This window comes from Pseudocitrobacter vendiensis (genome assembly GCF_943590815.1).
GTDB classification, from domain to species: domain Bacteria; phylum Pseudomonadota; class Gammaproteobacteria; order Enterobacterales; family Enterobacteriaceae; genus Pseudocitrobacter; species Pseudocitrobacter vendiensis.
Window position 1 is genome coordinate 178238 of sequence record NZ_CALSBS010000003.1, and the last position, 17535, is coordinate 195772.

Below are 17535 nucleotides of genomic sequence, written 5' to 3' on the forward strand. Positions count from 1 at the left end.
CTCAGTGCGCGTTGTGCTTGTAATAAAACACCGGTAGACCCAGCTTCAGACGTAGTGCCAGCAGGCGGGCCGTGAAGCCAAACAGCAGGGTGGCAATCACCACGATATCCTGGTTGCTGACATAGTGCTGTAGCGCAACATAGAGCACGGCGGCGGAAAACGACACGCCTGCATAAAGCTCTTTCTGGAATACCAGTGGAATGCGTTTACAGAACATATCGCGCAGCACGCCGCCAAATACGCCGGTGACGACAGCAGCAATGGTCGCGATAACCGGGCCTTCGCCCATATCCAGCGCGATTTGTGCACCGATAATAGAAAACACCACCAGGCCAAGGGCATCCAGTACCAGAAACAGTTTACGCAAATAGGGCATTACCGGGGCCACGATGGTAGTCAAAACTGCCGCTGTCGCCACGATAATCACGTATTCCGGGTGCTTTACCCAGCCCAGTGGATAATGACCTAACAGGATATCGCGCACTGAACCGCCGCCCAGCGCGGTGGCGGTCGCAATAATGATGACACCAAAGGTGTCCATGCGTCGACGCCCGGCGGCCAGCGCGCCAGTCATGGCTTCGGCGGTAATGCCGATAAGGTAAAGAACGTGCAGTAACATATGAGCCCCCGAAATCGATGGCGGAAGGGTAGCGATTTGTGCGCGACGTCACGATTGAGATTTTCTAAGGTGAAGGGGTTTGGCTTAGAAAAAGTAATGAGTGGATTCTGCTTGGTTTAGGTTTAACGGGGTTTGAGCATTCTCATAAGAGGATTTTAGCTTAGAAAAACTAAAGTGGCCCACGTGGGGTGGGCCAACGGAGAACCGATTACTCAATATTCTGAATCTGCTCGCGCATCTGCTCGATCAGAACTTTAAGCTCAATCGCAGAATTGGTGACATCCGCATTGATGGATTTGGACGCCAGGGTATTCGACTCGCGATTAAATTCCTGCATCATAAAGTCGAGACGACGACCCACGGCCTCTTTCTTCTTCAGGATGTTATAGGTTTCTTTAACGTGCGCTTCCAGGCGGTCGAGCTCTTCGGCGACGTCGATGCGCTGCGCCATCAGCACCAGTTCTTGCTCGAGGCGGTTATTTTCCAGCTGAACTTCGGCATCTTCCAGTTTGGCGACCAGGCGTTCACGCTGCCATTGCAGAATTTCCGGCATGTGGGCGCGCACTTTGGCGACTTCATTGCTGACGCCTTCCAGGCGCTGTTCGATCAGCGCTTTCAGCGCCTGACCTTCCGTTTCACGGGCAATAATGAAAGCATCCAGGGCTTTATCCAGCGCCGACAGAATTTCAGCGGTAATGGCGTCCAGATCCTGTTCCTGTGCCGCCATCACGCCTGGCCAGCGCAGAATATCGACCGGGTTAATCTCGCCCTCATCGCTCTGCATTTTGACCCAGTTTGCCGCGTTAACCAGTTGTTTAGCCAGCTTCTCATTGAGGATCAGCTCGCCTTGCGCGCTGGCGTCAGGCTCAAAACGCAGAGTGCATTCGACTTTACCGCGCGTCAGACGCGTGCGCAGACGCTCGCGGACCACCGGCTCCAGGCTGCGGAACTGTTCTGGCAGGCGGAAATAAGTTTCAAGATAACGCTGGTTCACTGAGCGCAGTTCCCAGGCGGCGCTGCCCCACTGGCCCTTGATTTCATGGCGGGCGTAGGCGGTCATACTGCGGATCATAGACGTTCCTGTTTTTAAAGGAGTGATGGAGGGATTATAGCTATCCCTCACCTGCCAGGATAGGAATAACCGCCGGAAGTCCGTATAATGCGCAGCCACATTCGTTTCAAGCCGGAGATTTTATCATGCGTCCAGCAGGCCGTAGCGCTAACCAGGTGCGTCCCGTCACCCTGACCCGTAATTACACAAAACACGCTGAAGGCTCCGTGCTCGTCGAATTCGGTGAAACCAAAGTCCTGTGCACCGCGTCCGTTGAAGAGAGCGTGCCACGTTTCCTGAAAGGCCAGGGCCAGGGTTGGATCACCGCAGAATATGGCATGCTGCCGCGAGCCACGCACACCCGTAACGCGCGTGAAGCGGCGAAGGGCAAGCAGGGCGGCCGTACCATGGAAATTCAGCGTCTGATCGCGCGTGCGCTGCGTGCGGCGGTTGATTTGAAAGCGCTGGGCGAGTTCACCATCACTCTTGACTGCGATGTAATTCAGGCCGATGGCGGCACCCGTACTGCGTCTATCACCGGCGCTTGTGTGGCGCTGGCCGATGCGCTGAACAAGCTGGTCGCCGCCGGTAAACTGAAAACCAACCCAATGAAAGGGATGGTGGCCGCGGTTTCAGTCGGAATTGTGGGCGGTGAAGCAGTATGCGACCTTGAGTATGTTGAAGACTCGGCAGCAGAAACCGACATGAACGTGGTAATGATGGAAGATGGCCGCATGATTGAGGTGCAGGGCACCGCAGAAGGCGAGCCGTTCAGCCACGAAGAGCTACTTACCTTGTTGGCATTGGCCCGAGGGGGTATCGAATCCATTGTAGCGACGCAGAAGGCGGCGCTGGTAAATTGATTATTAAGGCGACTGAGAAGTCGCCTTTTTTTTGTCCGTAGAAAAGTAAGTAAGGAGCGAATCCATGAAACCGTATCAGCGCCAGTTTATTGAATTTGCGCTTAGCAAGCAGGTACTGAAGTTTGGCGAATTTACGCTGAAATCCGGGCGCAAGAGCCCCTATTTCTTCAACGCCGGGCTGTTTAATACCGGGCGCGATCTGGCGTTGTTAGGCCGCTTCTATGCCGAAGCGCTGGTCGATTCCGCGATTGATTTCGACCTGCTGTTTGGCCCGGCCTACAAAGGTATTCCAATTGCCACCACCACGGCCGTTGCGCTGGCGGAGCATCACGACCGCAATCTGCCCTACTGCTTTAACCGCAAAGAAGCGAAAGATCACGGCGAGGGCGGCAGCCTGGTGGGTAGCCCGCTTCAGGGGCGCGTAATGCTGGTGGATGATGTGATCACCGCTGGTACGGCGATCCGTGAATCAATGGAAATCATTCAGGCCAACGGCGCTACGCTTGCTGGCGTGTTGATCTCTCTCGACCGTCAGGAGCGTGGCCGTGGCGAGATTTCGGCGATTCAGGAAGTGGAGCGCGACTACGGTTGCAAAGTTATCTCCATCATCACCCTGAAAGACCTGATTGCGTATCTGGAAGAAAAACCCGACATGGCGGAGCATCTGGCCGCTGTTCGCGCCTATCGCGAAGCGTACGGCGTCTGATCCATCACGCTGCGGGTATCCGCCCGCAGCGTGATGTGCCGAGTGGTTTTCCCCGCAATGCCCATGCTATGCTTTCTGTGTCAGCAGTGGCGATAGCGTTTCTGGAGTAATCCAGAAGGGTCGGCGAGTCGCCGACTTAACGCCCGCAGTTCACTCATATACCCAAAGTCGTTCCATTGTACCTCAGCACGTTTCACGTGCGCGCGCGGTCGCGCGAAGTACAGTTCCACGCCTTCGGGATGGTTTTCGAGTATCGCCGCTGTTGGCACCCACTTTTCTCAGCAATGTGGAGCGTTGAATGGATGCGACCCGGGTTTGCCTTCTGGCGCTGGACTTATTTAGCGCTCCGGGCTGGAGCGCGAACGAAGAGATTCGCCGGCTGTACGCACTCAGCAATAGTACGTCGAAGCATTACCGGGCCATCGCGTTATCGAAGCGCAACGGCGGTGAGCGACAGATCCTGGCGCCTGATTATTTGTTGAAAACGGTGCAGCGCAACATCCTGAAGAATATCCTCGCGCATTTCCCTGTTTCCCCCTTTGCAACGGCCTATCGGCCAGGCAGTACGGTAGCGCACAACGCGCGGCCCCATCTTCATCAACCGCAGATTTTAAAGCTTGATATAGAAGCTTTCTTCGATAATATCAGCGGGTTACAGGTATGGCGGGTATTCCGTCAAACGACATTACCCAACGCTGTAGTGACAATGCTGACCCATCTTTGTTGCCATCGCGATGCATTACCGCAGGGGGCGGTCACCTCGCCTGCAATCTCTAATCTGGTCATGAAGAGTTTTGATGAACGGATGGGGGGCTGGTGTCAGGAACGTAATATTGTTTACACCCGTTACTGCGATGATATGACCTTTTCCGGCGCGTTTTCCGCTCGACAGGTGCGAAATAAAGCTTCAGCGCTGCTGGCTGAATGGGGGTTGCGGCTGAATAAACGTAAAACAGTGCAGATACCCGCGCATAAACAACAGACGGTGACGGGCATCGTGGTGAACGAAAAGCTGCAACTTTCCCGCGAGCAGCGGCGATTGTTGCGTCAGGAAGTGCATTTCTGCCGGAAATTTGGTGTTGCGTCGCACCTTAGCCGCAGCGGACAGCCGACAGAATCGGCGCTGTGTTATCTTCAGCGTTTGCAGGGGAAAATAGCCTGGCTGCTACAGGTTAACCCGGACGATCAGGGGTTCAGACAGGCGCTGCATGATGTGCAGCAAATGATAAGGCAGATTGCTCTGCCTGAGACACGTTAGCGAAGCTGCGTGGCCATGAGCGGCCAGCGGGCGTCAAAATCGTCGGTGGGGCGATATTTGAATTCGCTGCGGACAAAGCGAGAGAGCATTCCTTCACAGAAGGCGAGCAGCTGGCTTGCCAGCAGGGTTTCATCCGTCTCGTAGCCTTCACCTTCACGCATTTTTCGCTCGCGCAACACCTGACGCAGCTGGGCTTCAATGCGTTCAAAAAGCTGATTGATACGCCCCTGCAGGCGGTCCTGCTCGAACATCAACGCGTGGCCGGTGAGAATACGCGTCAGGCCAGGATTACGCTCACCAAACCCGAGGATCAGCAGAACAATCAGGCGCAGACGCGCGGTGGTGTCCTTTTCATCTTTTAAAATCAGGTTGATGCGGGTAATCAGGCTATCTTCGATAAACTCGATAAGGCTATCGAACATGCGTGTTTTGCTGGGAAAGTGACGATAGAGCGCCGCTTCGGAAACGCCAACTGAAGCCGCCAGTTTTGCTGTGGTAATGCGTTGGCTACCATCACTGGATTCAAGCATCAGCGCCAGAGATTGAAGTATTTCTTCGCGACGATTCCGTTTCGCAGTTTGCTTTTCTGCCATGTTCTAAAATACCCCTGAAAATAAATGCTCGTCAGGCAGACATCCACACAGTGACCGCAAATCCGAATTTGCAGTGATGTTATTGCATTATGACGCTGTGGGATGCGTTCAAATGTCTCCACCCTGCATGAAGCCGGGCAGAGACAGGACCGGTTACTGACGCCCGGAGTGGCCGAAGCCGCCCTCGCCACGTTCGGTGGCATCGAAATCTTCTACCAGATTAAACTCGGCCTGCACGACCGGGACAATAATCATTTGTGCGACGCGTTCACCAGGTTCGATGGTGAAGGTGGTTTGCCCACGGTTCCAGATTGAGACCATCAGTTGCCCCTGATAATCAGAATCGATAAGGCCCACCAGGTTACCCAGAACGATACCGTGTTTATGGCCCAGACCCGAGCGCGGCAGCATCATCGCCGCCAGAGAAGGATCGGCGATGTGAATCGCCAGACCGGTCGGCAGCAGCGTCGTTTGACCCGGCTCCAGTACGATTGCGCTATCAAGGCAGGCGCGCAGATCAAGCCCTGCAGAGCCAGGCGTTGCATAGGTAGGCAGCGGGAATTCCTGACCAATACGCGGGTCCAGAATCTTAACGTCGATTTTTTTCATCATAACGGGTAACGATCTCGTTCAGTAAAAGTTGGCCCAGCAGCGCTTTGCTGCTTAACGGTAAGCGCTTATCGCCGTCCTGCCAGAAAAGGTGTAATGCATTGTTATCGCTATTAAAGCCTTGATTTGCCTGTGATACATCGTTAGCGCAGATCAGATCGAGGTTTTTGCGGGCGCGTTTTTGCCGCGCATATTCTTCCACATTATTCGTTTCGGCGGCAAATCCGACAACATAAGGACGGTGCGTTTTTAGGGCTGCAACGCCTGCCACGATGTCCGGGTTTTTCACCATTTTAATAATGAATTCATCGCCCTGCGTGTCCTGCTTTTTAATTTTTTCATCGGCAATGACGGCCGCTCGATAATCAGCGACGGCGGCACAGCCAATGAAAATATGCTGCTTTTGCGCGCCAGCCTGCACGGCTGCATCCATCTCCTGCGCCGTGGTTACATCAATGCGCTGCACAAAGGCAGGCGTCGCGAGCGACACCGGGCCGCTCACCAGAGTGACATTTGCGCCGCGCTGAGCGGCAGCCTCCGCAATAGCAAAGCCCATCTTGCCGGAGCTGTGATTGCTGATATAGCGAACGGGATCTAACGGTTCGCGGGTTGGGCCCGCCGTAATCATGATGTTCAGATGTTGCAGATCTTTGACAGGCGAAAAATGCGCCGCAGCCATATCGACGATGGTTAACGGGTCGAGCATGCGGCCCGGTCCGATATCACTGCAGGCCTGGCTTCCGCTATCCGGGCCCCAGATAAGCAGGTTGCGAGATGCCAGAACGGACAGATTATGCTGCGTGGCTGACGCACGATACATCTGTTGATTCATCGCCGGCACGACGGCAACCGGTGATGGCGTCGCCAGACAGATGGTGGAAACCAGGTCGTTGGCCATACCGGCCGCTACGCGAGCAATGAGGTCAGCCGTGGCGGGGGCGAGAATCACGAGATCCGCCCATTTTCCCAGCTCAATGTGGCCCATTGCCGCTTCTGCCGCCGGGTCGAGCAGGCTGTCGGAAACCGGATAACCGGAGACGGCTTGCAGGCTCAGCGGGGTGATGAAAGCTTTCGCCGCCTCGGTCATGGCAACGCGTACTTCGGCGCCACGGTCGCGCAGACGGCGCACCAGTTCGGGGGCTTTATAGGCCGCGATACCGCCGCTCACGCCGAGAACAATTTTTTTTCCGGCCAGGCTCATCATGATTCTTTCCTGTCGAGTTCATCTGAAAGTGGGATTTTATCACAATATTTTCGGGGTCGTGCGGTTAGGGAGTATCCACTTTGCGAGGGGCTACGCAAGAGTAAAAAGTGACCCGCGCAGGTCGCACGTTGCTGTGGCAGGATGGCGAACATTGTCAGGGAGGAGCCGATATGGATAGCTCAGATGCGCTGATGCCGCGCGAAAAAATGCAGAAAATGGGCATCGAATCACTGTCCGATGTGGAGCTGCTGGCGCTGTTTTTACGCACCGGCACGCGGGACAAAGACGTTATGACCTGGTCGCGTGATTTGCTGCATCATTTTGGCTCACTGTATGAGCTGCTTTCGGCGTCGGAACAGGAAATCACCGAACAATACGGCATGGGGCTGGCGAAGTGCGCGCAATTAAAAGGCATCGCTGAACTGGCGCGACGCTATTTTAGCCTGCGGGTGCTGGCTCGAAACGCGCTACTGAGCCCGGAGATGACGCGTGAATTTTTGCAAAGTCAGCTCAGTGACGAAATGCGTGAGATCTTTATCGTGATCTTTCTCGACAACCAGAATCGGGTGCTGAAACACAGCCGACTTTTTGCCGGCACATTAAGCCACGTGGAGGTGCATCCGCGCGAAATTGTACGAGAAGCCATCAAAGTGAACGCGGCTGCGGTGATCCTGGCGCATAATCATCCTTCAGGGAGTGCTGAACCCAGTAAATCAGACAGACTTATCACTGAAAGGGTGGTAAAATCATGCCAATTCATGGATATACGCGTCCTTGACCACCTCGTTATTGGGCGTGGTGAGTATGTCTCTTTTGCCGAACGCGGTTGGATTTAGCCGATTATTACGCGATCCACCGGGATCTTTGTCTGTTCGGGACTTGAGCATAACGCCGGGTCAGCGTATACTACGCCACCTTTGAGAATCTCGGGTTTGGCATTTGGGCCTGGCAATCGAGAGTTCACTTAGAACTATGCGATGACCGGGCTGTAAAGCCTGACGAGGCGCCGATACCCCATACGAAGCTCGAGCTAATTTGATTTTTGGAGAATAGACATGTCCCGAGTCTGCCAAGTTACTGGCAAGCGTCCGGTGACCGGTAACAACCGTTCCCACGCACTGAACGCGACTAAACGCCGTTTCCTGCCGAACCTGCACTCTCACCGTTTCTGGGTTGAGAGCGAGAAGCGTTTTGTCACCCTGCGCGTATCTGCTAAAGGTATGCGTGTAATCGATAAAAAAGGCATTGATACAGTTCTTTCTGAACTGCGTGCCCGTGGCGAAAAGTACTAAGTACTTAGAGGAAATAAATCATGGCTAAAGGTATTCGTGAGAAAATCAAGCTGGTTTCTTCTGCTGGTACTGGTCACTTCTATACCACCACGAAGAACAAACGTACTAAACCGGAAAAACTGGAACTGAAAAAATTCGATCCAGTTGTCCGTCAGCACGTTCTGTACAAAGAAGCTAAAATCAAATAATTTTAGATTCGATGTCACGAAAAACCTCGCCTTGGCGGGGTTTTTTGTTTTCTGGCCGTCCCCATATTGAAGACATCAGTTAAACAGTCGGAGACGCTATGCCTGAATTACCCGAAGTTGAAACCAGCCGCCGCGGCATTGAACCGCATCTGGTTGGCGCAACCATCCAGTATGCGATTATCCGCAATGGACGTCTGCGCTGGCCCGTCTCCGATGAAATCCACCGCCTGAGTGACAAACCCGTTCTCAGCGTTCAACGTCGCGCCAAATATCTGCTGCTGGAACTGCCGGATGGCTGGATTATCATTCATCTCGGTATGTCGGGTAGCCTGCGCATATTGACGGAAGAACTCCCGGCCGAGAAACACGATCACGTCGACCTGGTGATGAGCAACGGCAAAGTGCTGCGCTATACCGACCCACGCCGCTTTGGCGCCTGGCTTTGGACTAAAGAGCTGGAAGGGCACAACGTGCTGGCACATCTCGGCCCTGAGCCGCTGAGCGACGAATTTAACGCCGAGTACCTGCAACAGAAGTGCGCGAAGAAGAAAACGGCGATTAAGCCCTGGCTGATGGATAACAAGCTGGTGGTCGGGGTAGGGAATATCTATGCCAGTGAATCACTGTTTGCGGCAGGGATTCATCCTGACCGACTCGCCTCGTCGCTGTCGCCGCAGGAGTGCGCGCTGCTGGTCAGCACCATTAAGGCGGTCTTGTTGCGTTCGATTGAACAGGGCGGAACCACCCTGAAAGATTTCCTGCAAAGCGACGGTAAGCCGGGCTACTTTGCCCAGGAGTTACAGGTATACGGTCGCAAGGGCGAGCCGTGTCGGGTTTGCGGAACGCCGATCATCGCCACCAAACACGCACAGCGCGCGACATTTTATTGCCGTCAGTGTCAGAAATGAGTGGGTTGCGAGCCGGATGATGTCATCCGGCAAACGGCTATTTGAGCTTTTCTATTAACGCCTGATGGACGTTAGGCGGCAGGAAGTCGGTGACATCACCCTGATGACGGGCCACCTCTTTGACTAAAGAAGAGGAAATAAACGACCACTCTTTTGACGGCATCAAAAACACGCTTTCCAGTTCCGGCATCAGATGACGGTTCATGTGCGCCAGCTGCATTTCATATTCAAAATCCGCCACCGCGCGCAGGCCGCGAATCAAAATAGTGGCCTGCCGATCGCGAGCAAAATTGGCCATCAAATCGCTGAAACCGACAACTTCTACGTTATCCAGATGCGCAATCGCCTGTTGCGCCAGCGCGACGCGTTCATTGAGATCAAACATCGGTTTCTTGCTGGGGCTGGCGGCAATTGCCAGAATCACCCGATCGAACATTTTGCTCGCGCGGGTAATGATATCGATATGCCCGTTAGTGATGGGATCGAACGTGCCTGGATAAATCGCCCGTTTTTGCATGACAGCCTCAGTGCGCTCTGGGTGGCAGATAAGGTTCCAGCAGTTGCAGCATGCGCTGTAGCGCGCCCTGGTTTTGGTAGAGCACTTCAACTGCGTGTCGACCGTAGAAATTACGATAATCTTCGTCGGTCAGTAAAGAGGAAATCTCTTTCACCAGCGATGCGGCGTCGGTTACCGTAATCAGACCGCTGGCCTGATCGAGACGCGCGCAGATGTCTTTAAAGTTGAACGTGTGTGGCCCCATGAGAACCGGAATGGCGTGCGCCGCCGCTTCCAGCGGATTATGTCCACCACGCTCAACCAGCGATCCGCCCACAAATGCGAGGTCTGCAATGCCGTATAACAGCATCAGTTCGCCCATCGTGTCACCCACTACAACCTGGGTGCCCGCCGAGGGAACTTCGCCAGAGGAGCGTGTGATAAAGCTTAAACCGGCCTGGCGGACCAGATTGATGGTGTCCGGGAAACGTTCCGGATGGCGCGGGACCAGAATCAACAGCAGGTCGGGGAAGGTTTTCAGCAGTTGCTGATGCGCTTCCAGCATGATGCTCTCTTCGCCTTCGTGCGTGCTGGTGGCAATCCATACTGGACGATGCGGCGCCCACTGGCGGCGCAGGGTAATGGCTTTTGTCGCCAGCTGTGGCGTCACGGAGATATCAAACTTCAGGCTGCCGGTGACCGATAGCTGATTGCGTTTCGCGCCCAGCGCAATAAACCGTTCGCCGTCTTCTTCGTTTTGCGCGGCAATGAGCGTTATTCGGCGCAGCAGCGTCTGCACAAACTTGCCGAGTTTGGCATAACCCGCAGCGGAACGCGCAGACAGGCGTGCGTTGGCAATTACCAGCGGGATTTTACGTTTATGCAGTGCGGCAATCAGGTTTGGCCACAGCTCGGTCTCCATAATCAGCACCAGCTTGGGATCGACTTTATCGAGGAAACGGTTGATGGCGTCCGGGAGATCGTAAGGAAGATAAACGTGCTGTACGTCGCTGCCGAAGGCGGAAAGGACGCGCTCAGAGCCCGTAGGCGTCATGGTGGTCACGGTAATCGGCAGATCGGGATAGCGATGGCGCAGGGCGCGCACCAGCGGAATGGCGGCCAGCGTTTCGCCGACGGAAACCGAGTGCAGCATAATGCCGCCCGGCATCAGCGGCTTACGATAAAAACCGTAGCGCTCGCCCCAACGTTTGCGATATGCCGGCGCTTTACGTCCACGCACCCAAAGCCGTATCCAGATCAACGGCTGAATAAGGTAGAGGAGTGATGTGTAGAGCAATTGAAGCATAGTACGCAGCTGGCTTAGGAATGTGCTGAGGATTCTAAGTATTTAGCCCAACCTTTACCATCATTTTTGCCGATTTGGGCTGATTTAGCGGGAAAAATGGCTTTGCGCCATTAAACGTTAAACTATATTTGCTTTTTTATATGATTAATTGAGGTTGTTCCGGCGCGACCCAACGGTCTCGCCCTTAAACAAAACCACTTATGCAATCATATTACTCATTGTTTTAACAGAGAATATACTTAAGTAAGGTTAAAAAATATTCAATTCGGTTTGCTCAGGAATAAGTGATACACTAAGCCGCAATTAGAGCACGACGTCAGTAATCAGGTAACTGTAAGCCTGGGGCGGTAGCGTGCCTTTTTTTCAATTCCGACTGGTTATTATCATAAAGAGCCGCTTGTGGAAAAAACGTTCACCCGAATTCTGGTTATTAAAATGCGTTTTCATGGGGATATGTTGCTGACTACGCCAGTTATCAGCACGCTGAAACGTAATTACCCTGATGCGAAAATCGATATGCTGTTGTATCAGGATACGATCCCCATTATTTCGGAAAATCCGGAAATCAATGCGTTATATGGCATCAGTAATAAAGGCACAGCGGCAACCGCAAAAATAGCGAATTTTTACGCGTTGGTGAAAACCCTGCGGGCGAATCAGTATGACCTGATTGTCAATCTGACCGATCAATGGATGATTGCGGTACTGGTGCGTTTGTTAAACGCCAACGTCAAAATCTCCCAGGATTTCGCCCATCGCCAGTCGGCGTTCTGGAAAAAAAGCTTTACCCATCTTGCGCCGTTTCAGGGCGAACACTGTGTGCTGCGCAACCTTTCTGCGCTGGCGCCGCTGGGGTTAACCCAAACCTGTCAGGAAACATCCATGCCCTACGCGCCGGAACATTGGGAGCGTATGCGAAAGCAACTGGATGCTTTCGGAGTAGGTGACAACTATGTCGTTATTCAGCCGACAGCGCGCCAGCCGTTCAAGTGCTGGGATAACGATAAATTCGCGCAGGTCATCGATTCGCTTCAGCAGCGTGGCTATCAGGTGGTGTTGACCTCCGGACCCGGTGCGGAAGACCTCGCCTGTGTAGAAGATATTGCGGCGCAGTGCGTATCACGCCCGGTGACGGGGCTTGCGGGTAAAACGCGCTTTCCCGAACTGGGCGCGTTAATCGACCATGCCGTACTGTTTATTGGCGTCGATTCGGCACCCGGTCACATTGCCGCAGCGGTAAAAACACCGGTGATTTGTCTGTTTGGCGCGACGGACCATGTTTTCTGGCGTCCGTGGACCGAAGACATTATTCAGTTCTGGGCCGGCAATTATCAGGCGATGCCGCCGCGCTCGCAGCTCGATCGCAATAAAAAGTATATGTCCGTTATTCCTGCCGCCGATGTGATTGCGGCAACGGAGAAAATGTTGCCGTCGGGAGAGGCGCTATGATCATCGCCTTCTGTCTCTATAAATATTTTCCATTCGGTGGCCTGCAGCGCGATTTTTTGCGCATTGCCCAAACCGTTGCGGCGCGCGGTCATCACGTGCGCGTCTATACGCAATCCTGGCAGGGTGACTGTCCGGCTGAGTTTGAGCTGGTAACCGTTCCGGTGAAATCGCGGACCAACCACGGGCGCAACGCCGAGTATTACGCGTGGGTGCAGACGCATCTGAAAGCACATCCGGCGGATCGTATTATTGGTTTTAATAAAATGCCGGGTCTGGATGTGTATTACGCCGCCGACGTCTGTTATGCCGAGAAAGTGGCGCAGGAGAAAGGCTTTTTCTATCGCCTGACCGCCCGCTATCGTCACTATGCGGCGTTTGAACGCGCCACGTTTGAGAAAGGCAAACCAACGCAATTACTGATGCTGACGAATAAGCAAATCGCCGATTTCCAGAAGCATTATCAAACCGAACCTGAGCGCTTCCATATTTTGCCACCAGGAATTTACCCGGATCGTAAATATAGCCAGCAAATTCCTGACGCCCGCGAAGTTTATCGCGCGAAAAACGGTATTGGCGAACACGATTTCCTGTTGCTTCAGGTCGGTTCCGATTTCAGCCGAAAAGGTGTGGACCGCTCGATTGAAGCGCTGGCCGCGTTACCGGATGCCCTTCGCTGCAAAACCACGCTGTATGTTGTGGGTCAGGATAAACCCGGGCGCTTTGAAGCGCTGGCAACAAAGCGCGGCGTGCGTGAGAACGTCCACTTTTTCTCGGGGCGTAACGACGTCTCTGAACTGATGGCTGCCGCCGATGTTTTACTGCATCCGGCCTATCAGGAAGCGGCCGGGATTGTTCTGCTTGAGGCGATTACCGGCGGCCTGCCGGTGCTGGTCAGTGAAGTTTGTGGCTATGCGCACTACATCGCGGCGGCAAATTGCGGTGAGGTACTGGGCGAGCCCTGGAAGCAGTCGGCGCTAAATGATGCGCTACGCAATGCATTGACGAATCCGCAACTCCGCCAGGCATGGGCTGAAAATGCCCGCCATTACGCGGATACGCAGGATCTCTACAGCCTGCCTGAGAAGGCGGCTGATATCATAATTGGTGATGTTCATGGTTGAGTTGAAAGAACCTCTTGCGACCCTCTGGCGCGGAAAAGATCCGTTTGAAGAGGTGAAAAAATTGCAGGGGGAAGTTTTCAGAGAGCTGGAAACGCGTCGTACGCTGCGTTTTGAACTGGCCGGGAAAAGCTACTTTCTGAAGTGGCACCGTGGCACTGCGATGAAAGAAGTGGTGAAAAACCTGCTTTCTTTGCGTATGCCGGTACTTGGCGCAGACAGAGAGTGGAACGCGATTCATAAATTGCGTGATGTCGGCGTGGATACCATGTGTGGCGTAGGATATGGCGAAAAAGGCCTGAATCCGGTGCGCAAAGTGTCGTTTATTATCACTGAGGATTTAACGCCAACCATCAGTCTGGAAGATTACTGTGCAGATTGGGTCAACAATCCGCCACAGCCGCGCGTAAAACGGATGATCATCAACCGTGTCGCGACGATGGTGAGAAAGATGCACCTGGCGGGGATTAACCATCGCGACTGCTACATCTGCCACTTTCTGCTGCATCTGCCCTTTGATGGCAATGAAGAGAATCTGAAGATTTCAGTTATCGATCTGCACCGTGCGCAAATGCGTAGCCAGGTACCGCTGCGCTGGCGTGATAAGGACCTGATTGGGCTCTATTTTTCTTCAATGAATATCGGCCTGACTCAGCGAGACATCTTCCGCTTTATGAAGGTTTATTTTGCGAAGCCGTTGCGAGAGATTTTGCACGACGAGAAAAATCTGATGGCGCAGGCGGCAGCAAAAGCTGAACGTATCAGAGAACGAACAGAAAGAAAGCATTTGTAGCCAAAGCTAATTATTTGTTTCGCAAGACGAAAATCTAACCTACGATTTATTCTGCAAGCCTGTCGGTTAGCCATAACAACAGATAACACAATTGCGAAACGTTGATTCATCGCGCTGATGAGAAAGAGTGATTAATGAACCAGACTTACTTTGATGAGAGAGACGTCATTCTCTCAGTCAATGACTACAATTATCTGCCTGATTCAGAGGGTAGCGCATTCGATATTGCTTACGGGATTGATAAAAACTTCCTGTACGGTTGCGGTATTTCAATGGCATCAATCCTGTTTGCTAATCGCAATAGTCGTCTGGCGTTTCACGTTTTTACTGATTTTCTGACCGACAGCGTGCGGGATAAGTTTGCTGCGCTCGCGAAGCAATATCAGACTCGCATTGTTATCTATCTGGTGAATTGCGATACGCTGAAGTCCTTACCCAGCACCAAAAACTGGAGTTACGCGACGTACTTCCGCTTCATCATCGCCGATTATTTTGCAGGTAAAAGCGATAAAGTGCTTTATCTGGATGCAGATATTGGCTGCAAAGGAAGTATTCAGGAGTTGATCGACCTTCGCTTTGCCGATAATGAGATTGCTGCTGTGGTGATGGAAGGCAATACCGCGTGGTGGACAAAACGCGCGGAAACGCTGTCGACGCCGGGCCTGGCTGAAGGTTACTTTAATGCCGGCTTCCTGCTCATTAACATCGCAGCCTGGAACGCTGAAGAGATATCGAAACAAGCGATTGAAATGCTGCGTGACCCAGAAGTTACCCGCAAGATAACGCACCTTGATCAGGATGTCCTGAACATGTTGCTGGTGGGCAAAGCGCGCTTTATCAATCCGAAGTTTAATACGCAGTACAGTCTCAACTATGAACTGAAAAAATCCGTTGTAAGGCCCGTGAATGATAAAACGGTGTTTATTCATTACATCGGCCCAACGAAACCGTGGCACCTATGGGGAGACTATCCGGTTTCAGCCTGTTTTCTGAATGCAAAAAATCATTCACCATGGAAGGATGATGCATTGCTGGCACCGAAAACCGCTGCCCAATACCGATACTGTGCCAAGCATCAGCTCCATCAGAAGCAATTTGTTAAAGGTACATTGAGTTACATTCTTTATTTTAAAAAGAAAATCACAAAATAATATATATATAGGTGATGCTGTGAACTCACTTCCTGTAATTGAAATATCTGAGTATAAAGTCTTTGATGATAGAACTCATACTCATGATGATAATGATGTGCTTAACATTGCGTATGGCGTAGACCGAAATTACCTCGATTGGGTCGGTATTTCTATTACGTCTGTCGTTATCAATAACAGTATCGATATCAATTATCATATTGTTGCTGATGAGTATAACTCATCTTTTCTTACCAATATCGAAGCATTAGCTAAAAAGTATAAACTTAAAATAAGTTTATACTTGATCAATGCCGAAAGGCTGGACTGTCTGCCGAGAACCAAAGTCTGGTCTCGCGCCATGTACTTCCGGTTATTTGCGTTCGAACTCTTTAGCAACAAACTGGATAAACTGCTTTATCTGGATGCAGATGTGTTCTGTAAAGGGCGACTTGATGACCTCGCCGCCTGTAATCTGACCGGAACGATTGCGGCAGTTGTAAAAGATGTCGACTCGATGCAGAAAAAAGTGGTCGATCGGTTAAAAGACCCTGAACTTCAGGGAAACTATTTTAACTCTGGTGTGGTTTATGCCAACTTGCAGGAGTGGGTGAAAAATGATTTAACTCACCGAATTCTGGCAATGCTGACACATGAAAACTACGACAATATTGTCTATAAATATCCTGATCAGGACGTATTAAATATTTTACTTAAAGGAAAAATAAAGTTCCTGCCGAGGAAATTTAATACTATTTATACAATAAAAAGTGAGCTAAAAGACAGAACGCATCAAAAGTATAAAGAAACTATCTTTGATGAAACGGTACTTATCCATTATACCGGTGTTACCAAGCCGTGGCATAAGTGGGCTGTTTACCCATCTGTACGTTATTACTTGCAGGCGCTTGCGGTATCTCCCTGGAAAGACCAGCCACCTCGCGATGCACAGACGATTGTTGAATTGAAAAAACGCTACAAACATCTGCTTGTTCAACACAAATATTACTCCGGATTTGTGGCTGGCGTGTCTTATCTACTGAGAAAACATTCCATTCGCTGAATATTTTATTAACTTTTGGTTTATTATGAGTATTAAACATCACATTAATGATTATGTCGTTTTCACAAAATCAGATGGTGAAAAATACATCGATGTGTTTAACGATTTTTTATCCTACAATATAAAAATCATAAAGGTCTTCCGTAATATTGAGGATACCAAGGTTTTGTTGATCGATACCCAGTACGGGAAAATGATCTTAAAAATCTTTGCACCAAAAGTTAAGCAGAATGAACGTTTCCTGAAAGCAATGGTAAAGGGCGATTACTACGAGAAACTGTTCGAACAAACTGAGCGTGTCAGAAAAGAAGGCCTCGACTCTGTTAACGATTTCTATCTCTTAGCGGAGAAGAAAACGTTACGCTTTGCGCATTACTACATCATGCTGATTGAGTATATTGAAGGTGTTGAACTGGTTGATATTCCTGAAATTGACGATGAACTTAAACAGAAAATAAAAGCATCAATTTCTGGATTACATCAGCACGGTATGGTTTCTGGCGATCCGCACAAAGGCAACTTTATCATTGAAGATGGCGTTGTCAGGATTATTGATTTATCGGGTAAGTCCCCTTCGTCTATGCGCATGGCCAAGGACCGTATTGATCTTGAACGTCATTATGGCATTGTTAATGAGGTTAAAGATGCAGGTTACTATCGCCTTATTTTTAAGAAAAAGTTCCGTAATTTTATTAGAAGACTTAAAGGAAAAGAAGTTCGGTAAACTCATTAGTTATTATATGCGTCGCCAATAGTTTTAGAAAAACTTATACTTAAAAATTATTGATGATCCAGAAATATAGAGTCAACTGTGGACAAATCCTGGTTTTAATTGTATATGCTTTATACGTTTTTGTGGAGTTCATCGTAGTTTAAGTTTGCTGCATTT

20 protein-coding genes are annotated in these 17535 nt (G+C 51.3%); 13 read left to right on the plus strand and 7 right to left on the minus strand.

The genetic code is table 11. The features are described 5' to 3' along the window. Position 1: 1 nt before the first annotated feature. Both NMC31_RS05445 and NMC31_RS05450 read right to left on the minus strand, forming a co-directional pair. The gene (locus NMC31_RS05445) at positions 2-619 is read right to left on the minus strand and encodes a trimeric intracellular cation channel family protein (RefSeq protein WP_015962459.1); all 618 of its coding nucleotides are present in this window, start codon (positions 617-619) and stop codon (positions 2-4) included. A 208-nt stretch (positions 620-827) separates the two neighbouring features. Next, on the minus strand, positions 828-1691 hold the full coding sequence (locus NMC31_RS05450) for a YicC/YloC family endoribonuclease (protein WP_015962460.1): 864 nt from the start codon (positions 1689-1691) through the stop codon (positions 828-830). A gap of 125 nt (positions 1692-1816) precedes the next feature. On the opposite strand from NMC31_RS05450, the gene rph reads away from it, so the two are divergent. From rph to NMC31_RS05465, 3 genes are all read left to right on the plus strand, one after another. Beyond that, a complete protein-coding gene (gene rph / locus NMC31_RS05455; protein ID WP_253897225.1) occupies positions 1817-2533 on the plus strand; it encodes a ribonuclease PH in 717 nt (238 codons plus the stop codon). Between the two features lie 64 nt (positions 2534-2597). Continuing rightward, complete coding sequence (gene pyrE, locus NMC31_RS05460) at positions 2598-3239, plus strand: orotate phosphoribosyltransferase (protein ID WP_253897226.1); 642 nt, start codon at positions 2598-2600, stop codon at positions 3237-3239. A gap of 298 nt (positions 3240-3537) precedes the next feature. Then, positions 3538-4497, plus strand: a complete 960-nt coding sequence (locus NMC31_RS05465; RefSeq protein ID WP_253897227.1) for a reverse transcriptase family protein — start codon at positions 3538-3540, stop codon at positions 4495-4497. Here the strand turns inward: NMC31_RS05465 and slmA are convergent. From slmA to coaBC, 3 genes are all read right to left on the minus strand, one after another. Further along, positions 4494-5090, minus strand: coding sequence for a nucleoid occlusion factor SlmA (gene slmA, locus NMC31_RS05470; RefSeq protein ID WP_108476537.1), 597 nt, complete (start codon positions 5088-5090; stop codon positions 4494-4496). The genes NMC31_RS05465 and slmA overlap by 4 nt on opposite strands. Before the next feature lie 153 nt (positions 5091-5243). After that, positions 5244-5702 (minus strand): dUTP diphosphatase, encoded by a 459-nt coding sequence (gene dut / locus NMC31_RS05475; protein ID WP_015962466.1) that lies wholly within the window; start codon positions 5700-5702, stop codon positions 5244-5246. Further along, positions 5680-6900 (minus strand): bifunctional phosphopantothenoylcysteine decarboxylase/phosphopantothenate--cysteine ligase CoaBC, encoded by a 1221-nt coding sequence (coaBC, locus tag NMC31_RS05480; RefSeq protein WP_253897314.1) that lies wholly within the window; start codon positions 6898-6900, stop codon positions 5680-5682. Before coaBC ends, dut begins: the two co-directional genes overlap by 23 nt. A gap of 173 nt (positions 6901-7073) precedes the next feature. Here coaBC and radC point away from each other — a divergent pair, with 173 nt between their 5' ends. From radC to mutM, 4 genes are all read left to right on the plus strand, one after another. After that, positions 7074-7739, plus strand: a complete 666-nt coding sequence (gene radC, locus NMC31_RS05485; protein ID WP_253897228.1) for a RadC family protein — start codon at positions 7074-7076, stop codon at positions 7737-7739. 219 nt (positions 7740-7958) lie between these two features. Next, on the plus strand, positions 7959-8195 hold the full coding sequence (gene rpmB / locus NMC31_RS05490; RefSeq protein ID WP_002436699.1) for a 50S ribosomal protein L28: 237 nt from the start codon (positions 7959-7961) through the stop codon (positions 8193-8195). Between the two features lie 20 nt (positions 8196-8215). Beyond that, positions 8216-8383 (plus strand): 50S ribosomal protein L33, encoded by a 168-nt coding sequence (rpmG, locus tag NMC31_RS05495; protein WP_003024094.1) that lies wholly within the window; start codon positions 8216-8218, stop codon positions 8381-8383. 98 nt (positions 8384-8481) lie between these two features. After that, positions 8482-9291 (plus strand): bifunctional DNA-formamidopyrimidine glycosylase/DNA-(apurinic or apyrimidinic site) lyase, encoded by an 810-nt coding sequence (mutM, locus tag NMC31_RS05500; RefSeq protein WP_015962469.1) that lies wholly within the window; start codon positions 8482-8484, stop codon positions 9289-9291. 37 nt (positions 9292-9328) lie between these two features. Here mutM and coaD read toward each other — a convergent pair whose 3' ends face one another. Then, positions 9329-9808: a pantetheine-phosphate adenylyltransferase gene (gene coaD, locus NMC31_RS05505; RefSeq protein WP_253897229.1), complete on the minus strand. Its 480-nt coding sequence runs from the start codon at positions 9806-9808 to the stop codon at positions 9329-9331. Between the two features lie 7 nt (positions 9809-9815). Further along, positions 9816-11093, minus strand: coding sequence for a lipid IV(A) 3-deoxy-D-manno-octulosonic acid transferase (gene waaA / locus NMC31_RS05510; RefSeq protein ID WP_253897230.1), 1278 nt, complete (start codon positions 11091-11093; stop codon positions 9816-9818). Between the two features lie 399 nt (positions 11094-11492). Here waaA and rfaQ point away from each other — a divergent pair, with 399 nt between their 5' ends. From rfaQ to rfaY, 6 genes are all read left to right on the plus strand, one after another. After that, positions 11493-12542: a lipopolysaccharide core heptosyltransferase RfaQ gene (gene rfaQ / locus NMC31_RS05515; RefSeq protein ID WP_253897231.1), complete on the plus strand. Its 1050-nt coding sequence runs from the start codon at positions 11493-11495 to the stop codon at positions 12540-12542. Beyond that, a complete protein-coding gene (locus NMC31_RS05520; protein WP_253897232.1) occupies positions 12539-13663 on the plus strand; it encodes a glycosyltransferase family 4 protein in 1125 nt (374 codons plus the stop codon). The genes rfaQ and NMC31_RS05520 overlap by 4 nt, the downstream gene beginning before the upstream one ends. Next, the gene (gene rfaP / locus NMC31_RS05525; RefSeq protein ID WP_253897233.1) at positions 13656-14453 is read left to right on the plus strand and encodes a lipopolysaccharide core heptose(I) kinase RfaP; all 798 of its coding nucleotides are present in this window, start codon (positions 13656-13658) and stop codon (positions 14451-14453) included. The genes NMC31_RS05520 and rfaP overlap by 8 nt, the downstream gene beginning before the upstream one ends. A gap of 134 nt (positions 14454-14587) precedes the next feature. Next, positions 14588-15604, plus strand: a complete 1017-nt coding sequence (gene waaO / locus NMC31_RS05530; RefSeq protein WP_149463703.1) for a lipopolysaccharide 3-alpha-galactosyltransferase — start codon at positions 14588-14590, stop codon at positions 15602-15604. Between the two features lie 19 nt (positions 15605-15623). Beyond that, a complete protein-coding gene (locus NMC31_RS05535) occupies positions 15624-16646 on the plus strand; it encodes a glycosyltransferase family 8 protein (RefSeq protein WP_253897234.1) in 1023 nt (340 codons plus the stop codon). 25 nt (positions 16647-16671) lie between these two features. After that, the gene (rfaY, locus tag NMC31_RS05540; RefSeq protein WP_149463701.1) at positions 16672-17370 is read left to right on the plus strand and encodes a lipopolysaccharide core heptose(II) kinase RfaY; all 699 of its coding nucleotides are present in this window, start codon (positions 16672-16674) and stop codon (positions 17368-17370) included. Positions 17371-17535: the final 165 nt, after the last annotated feature.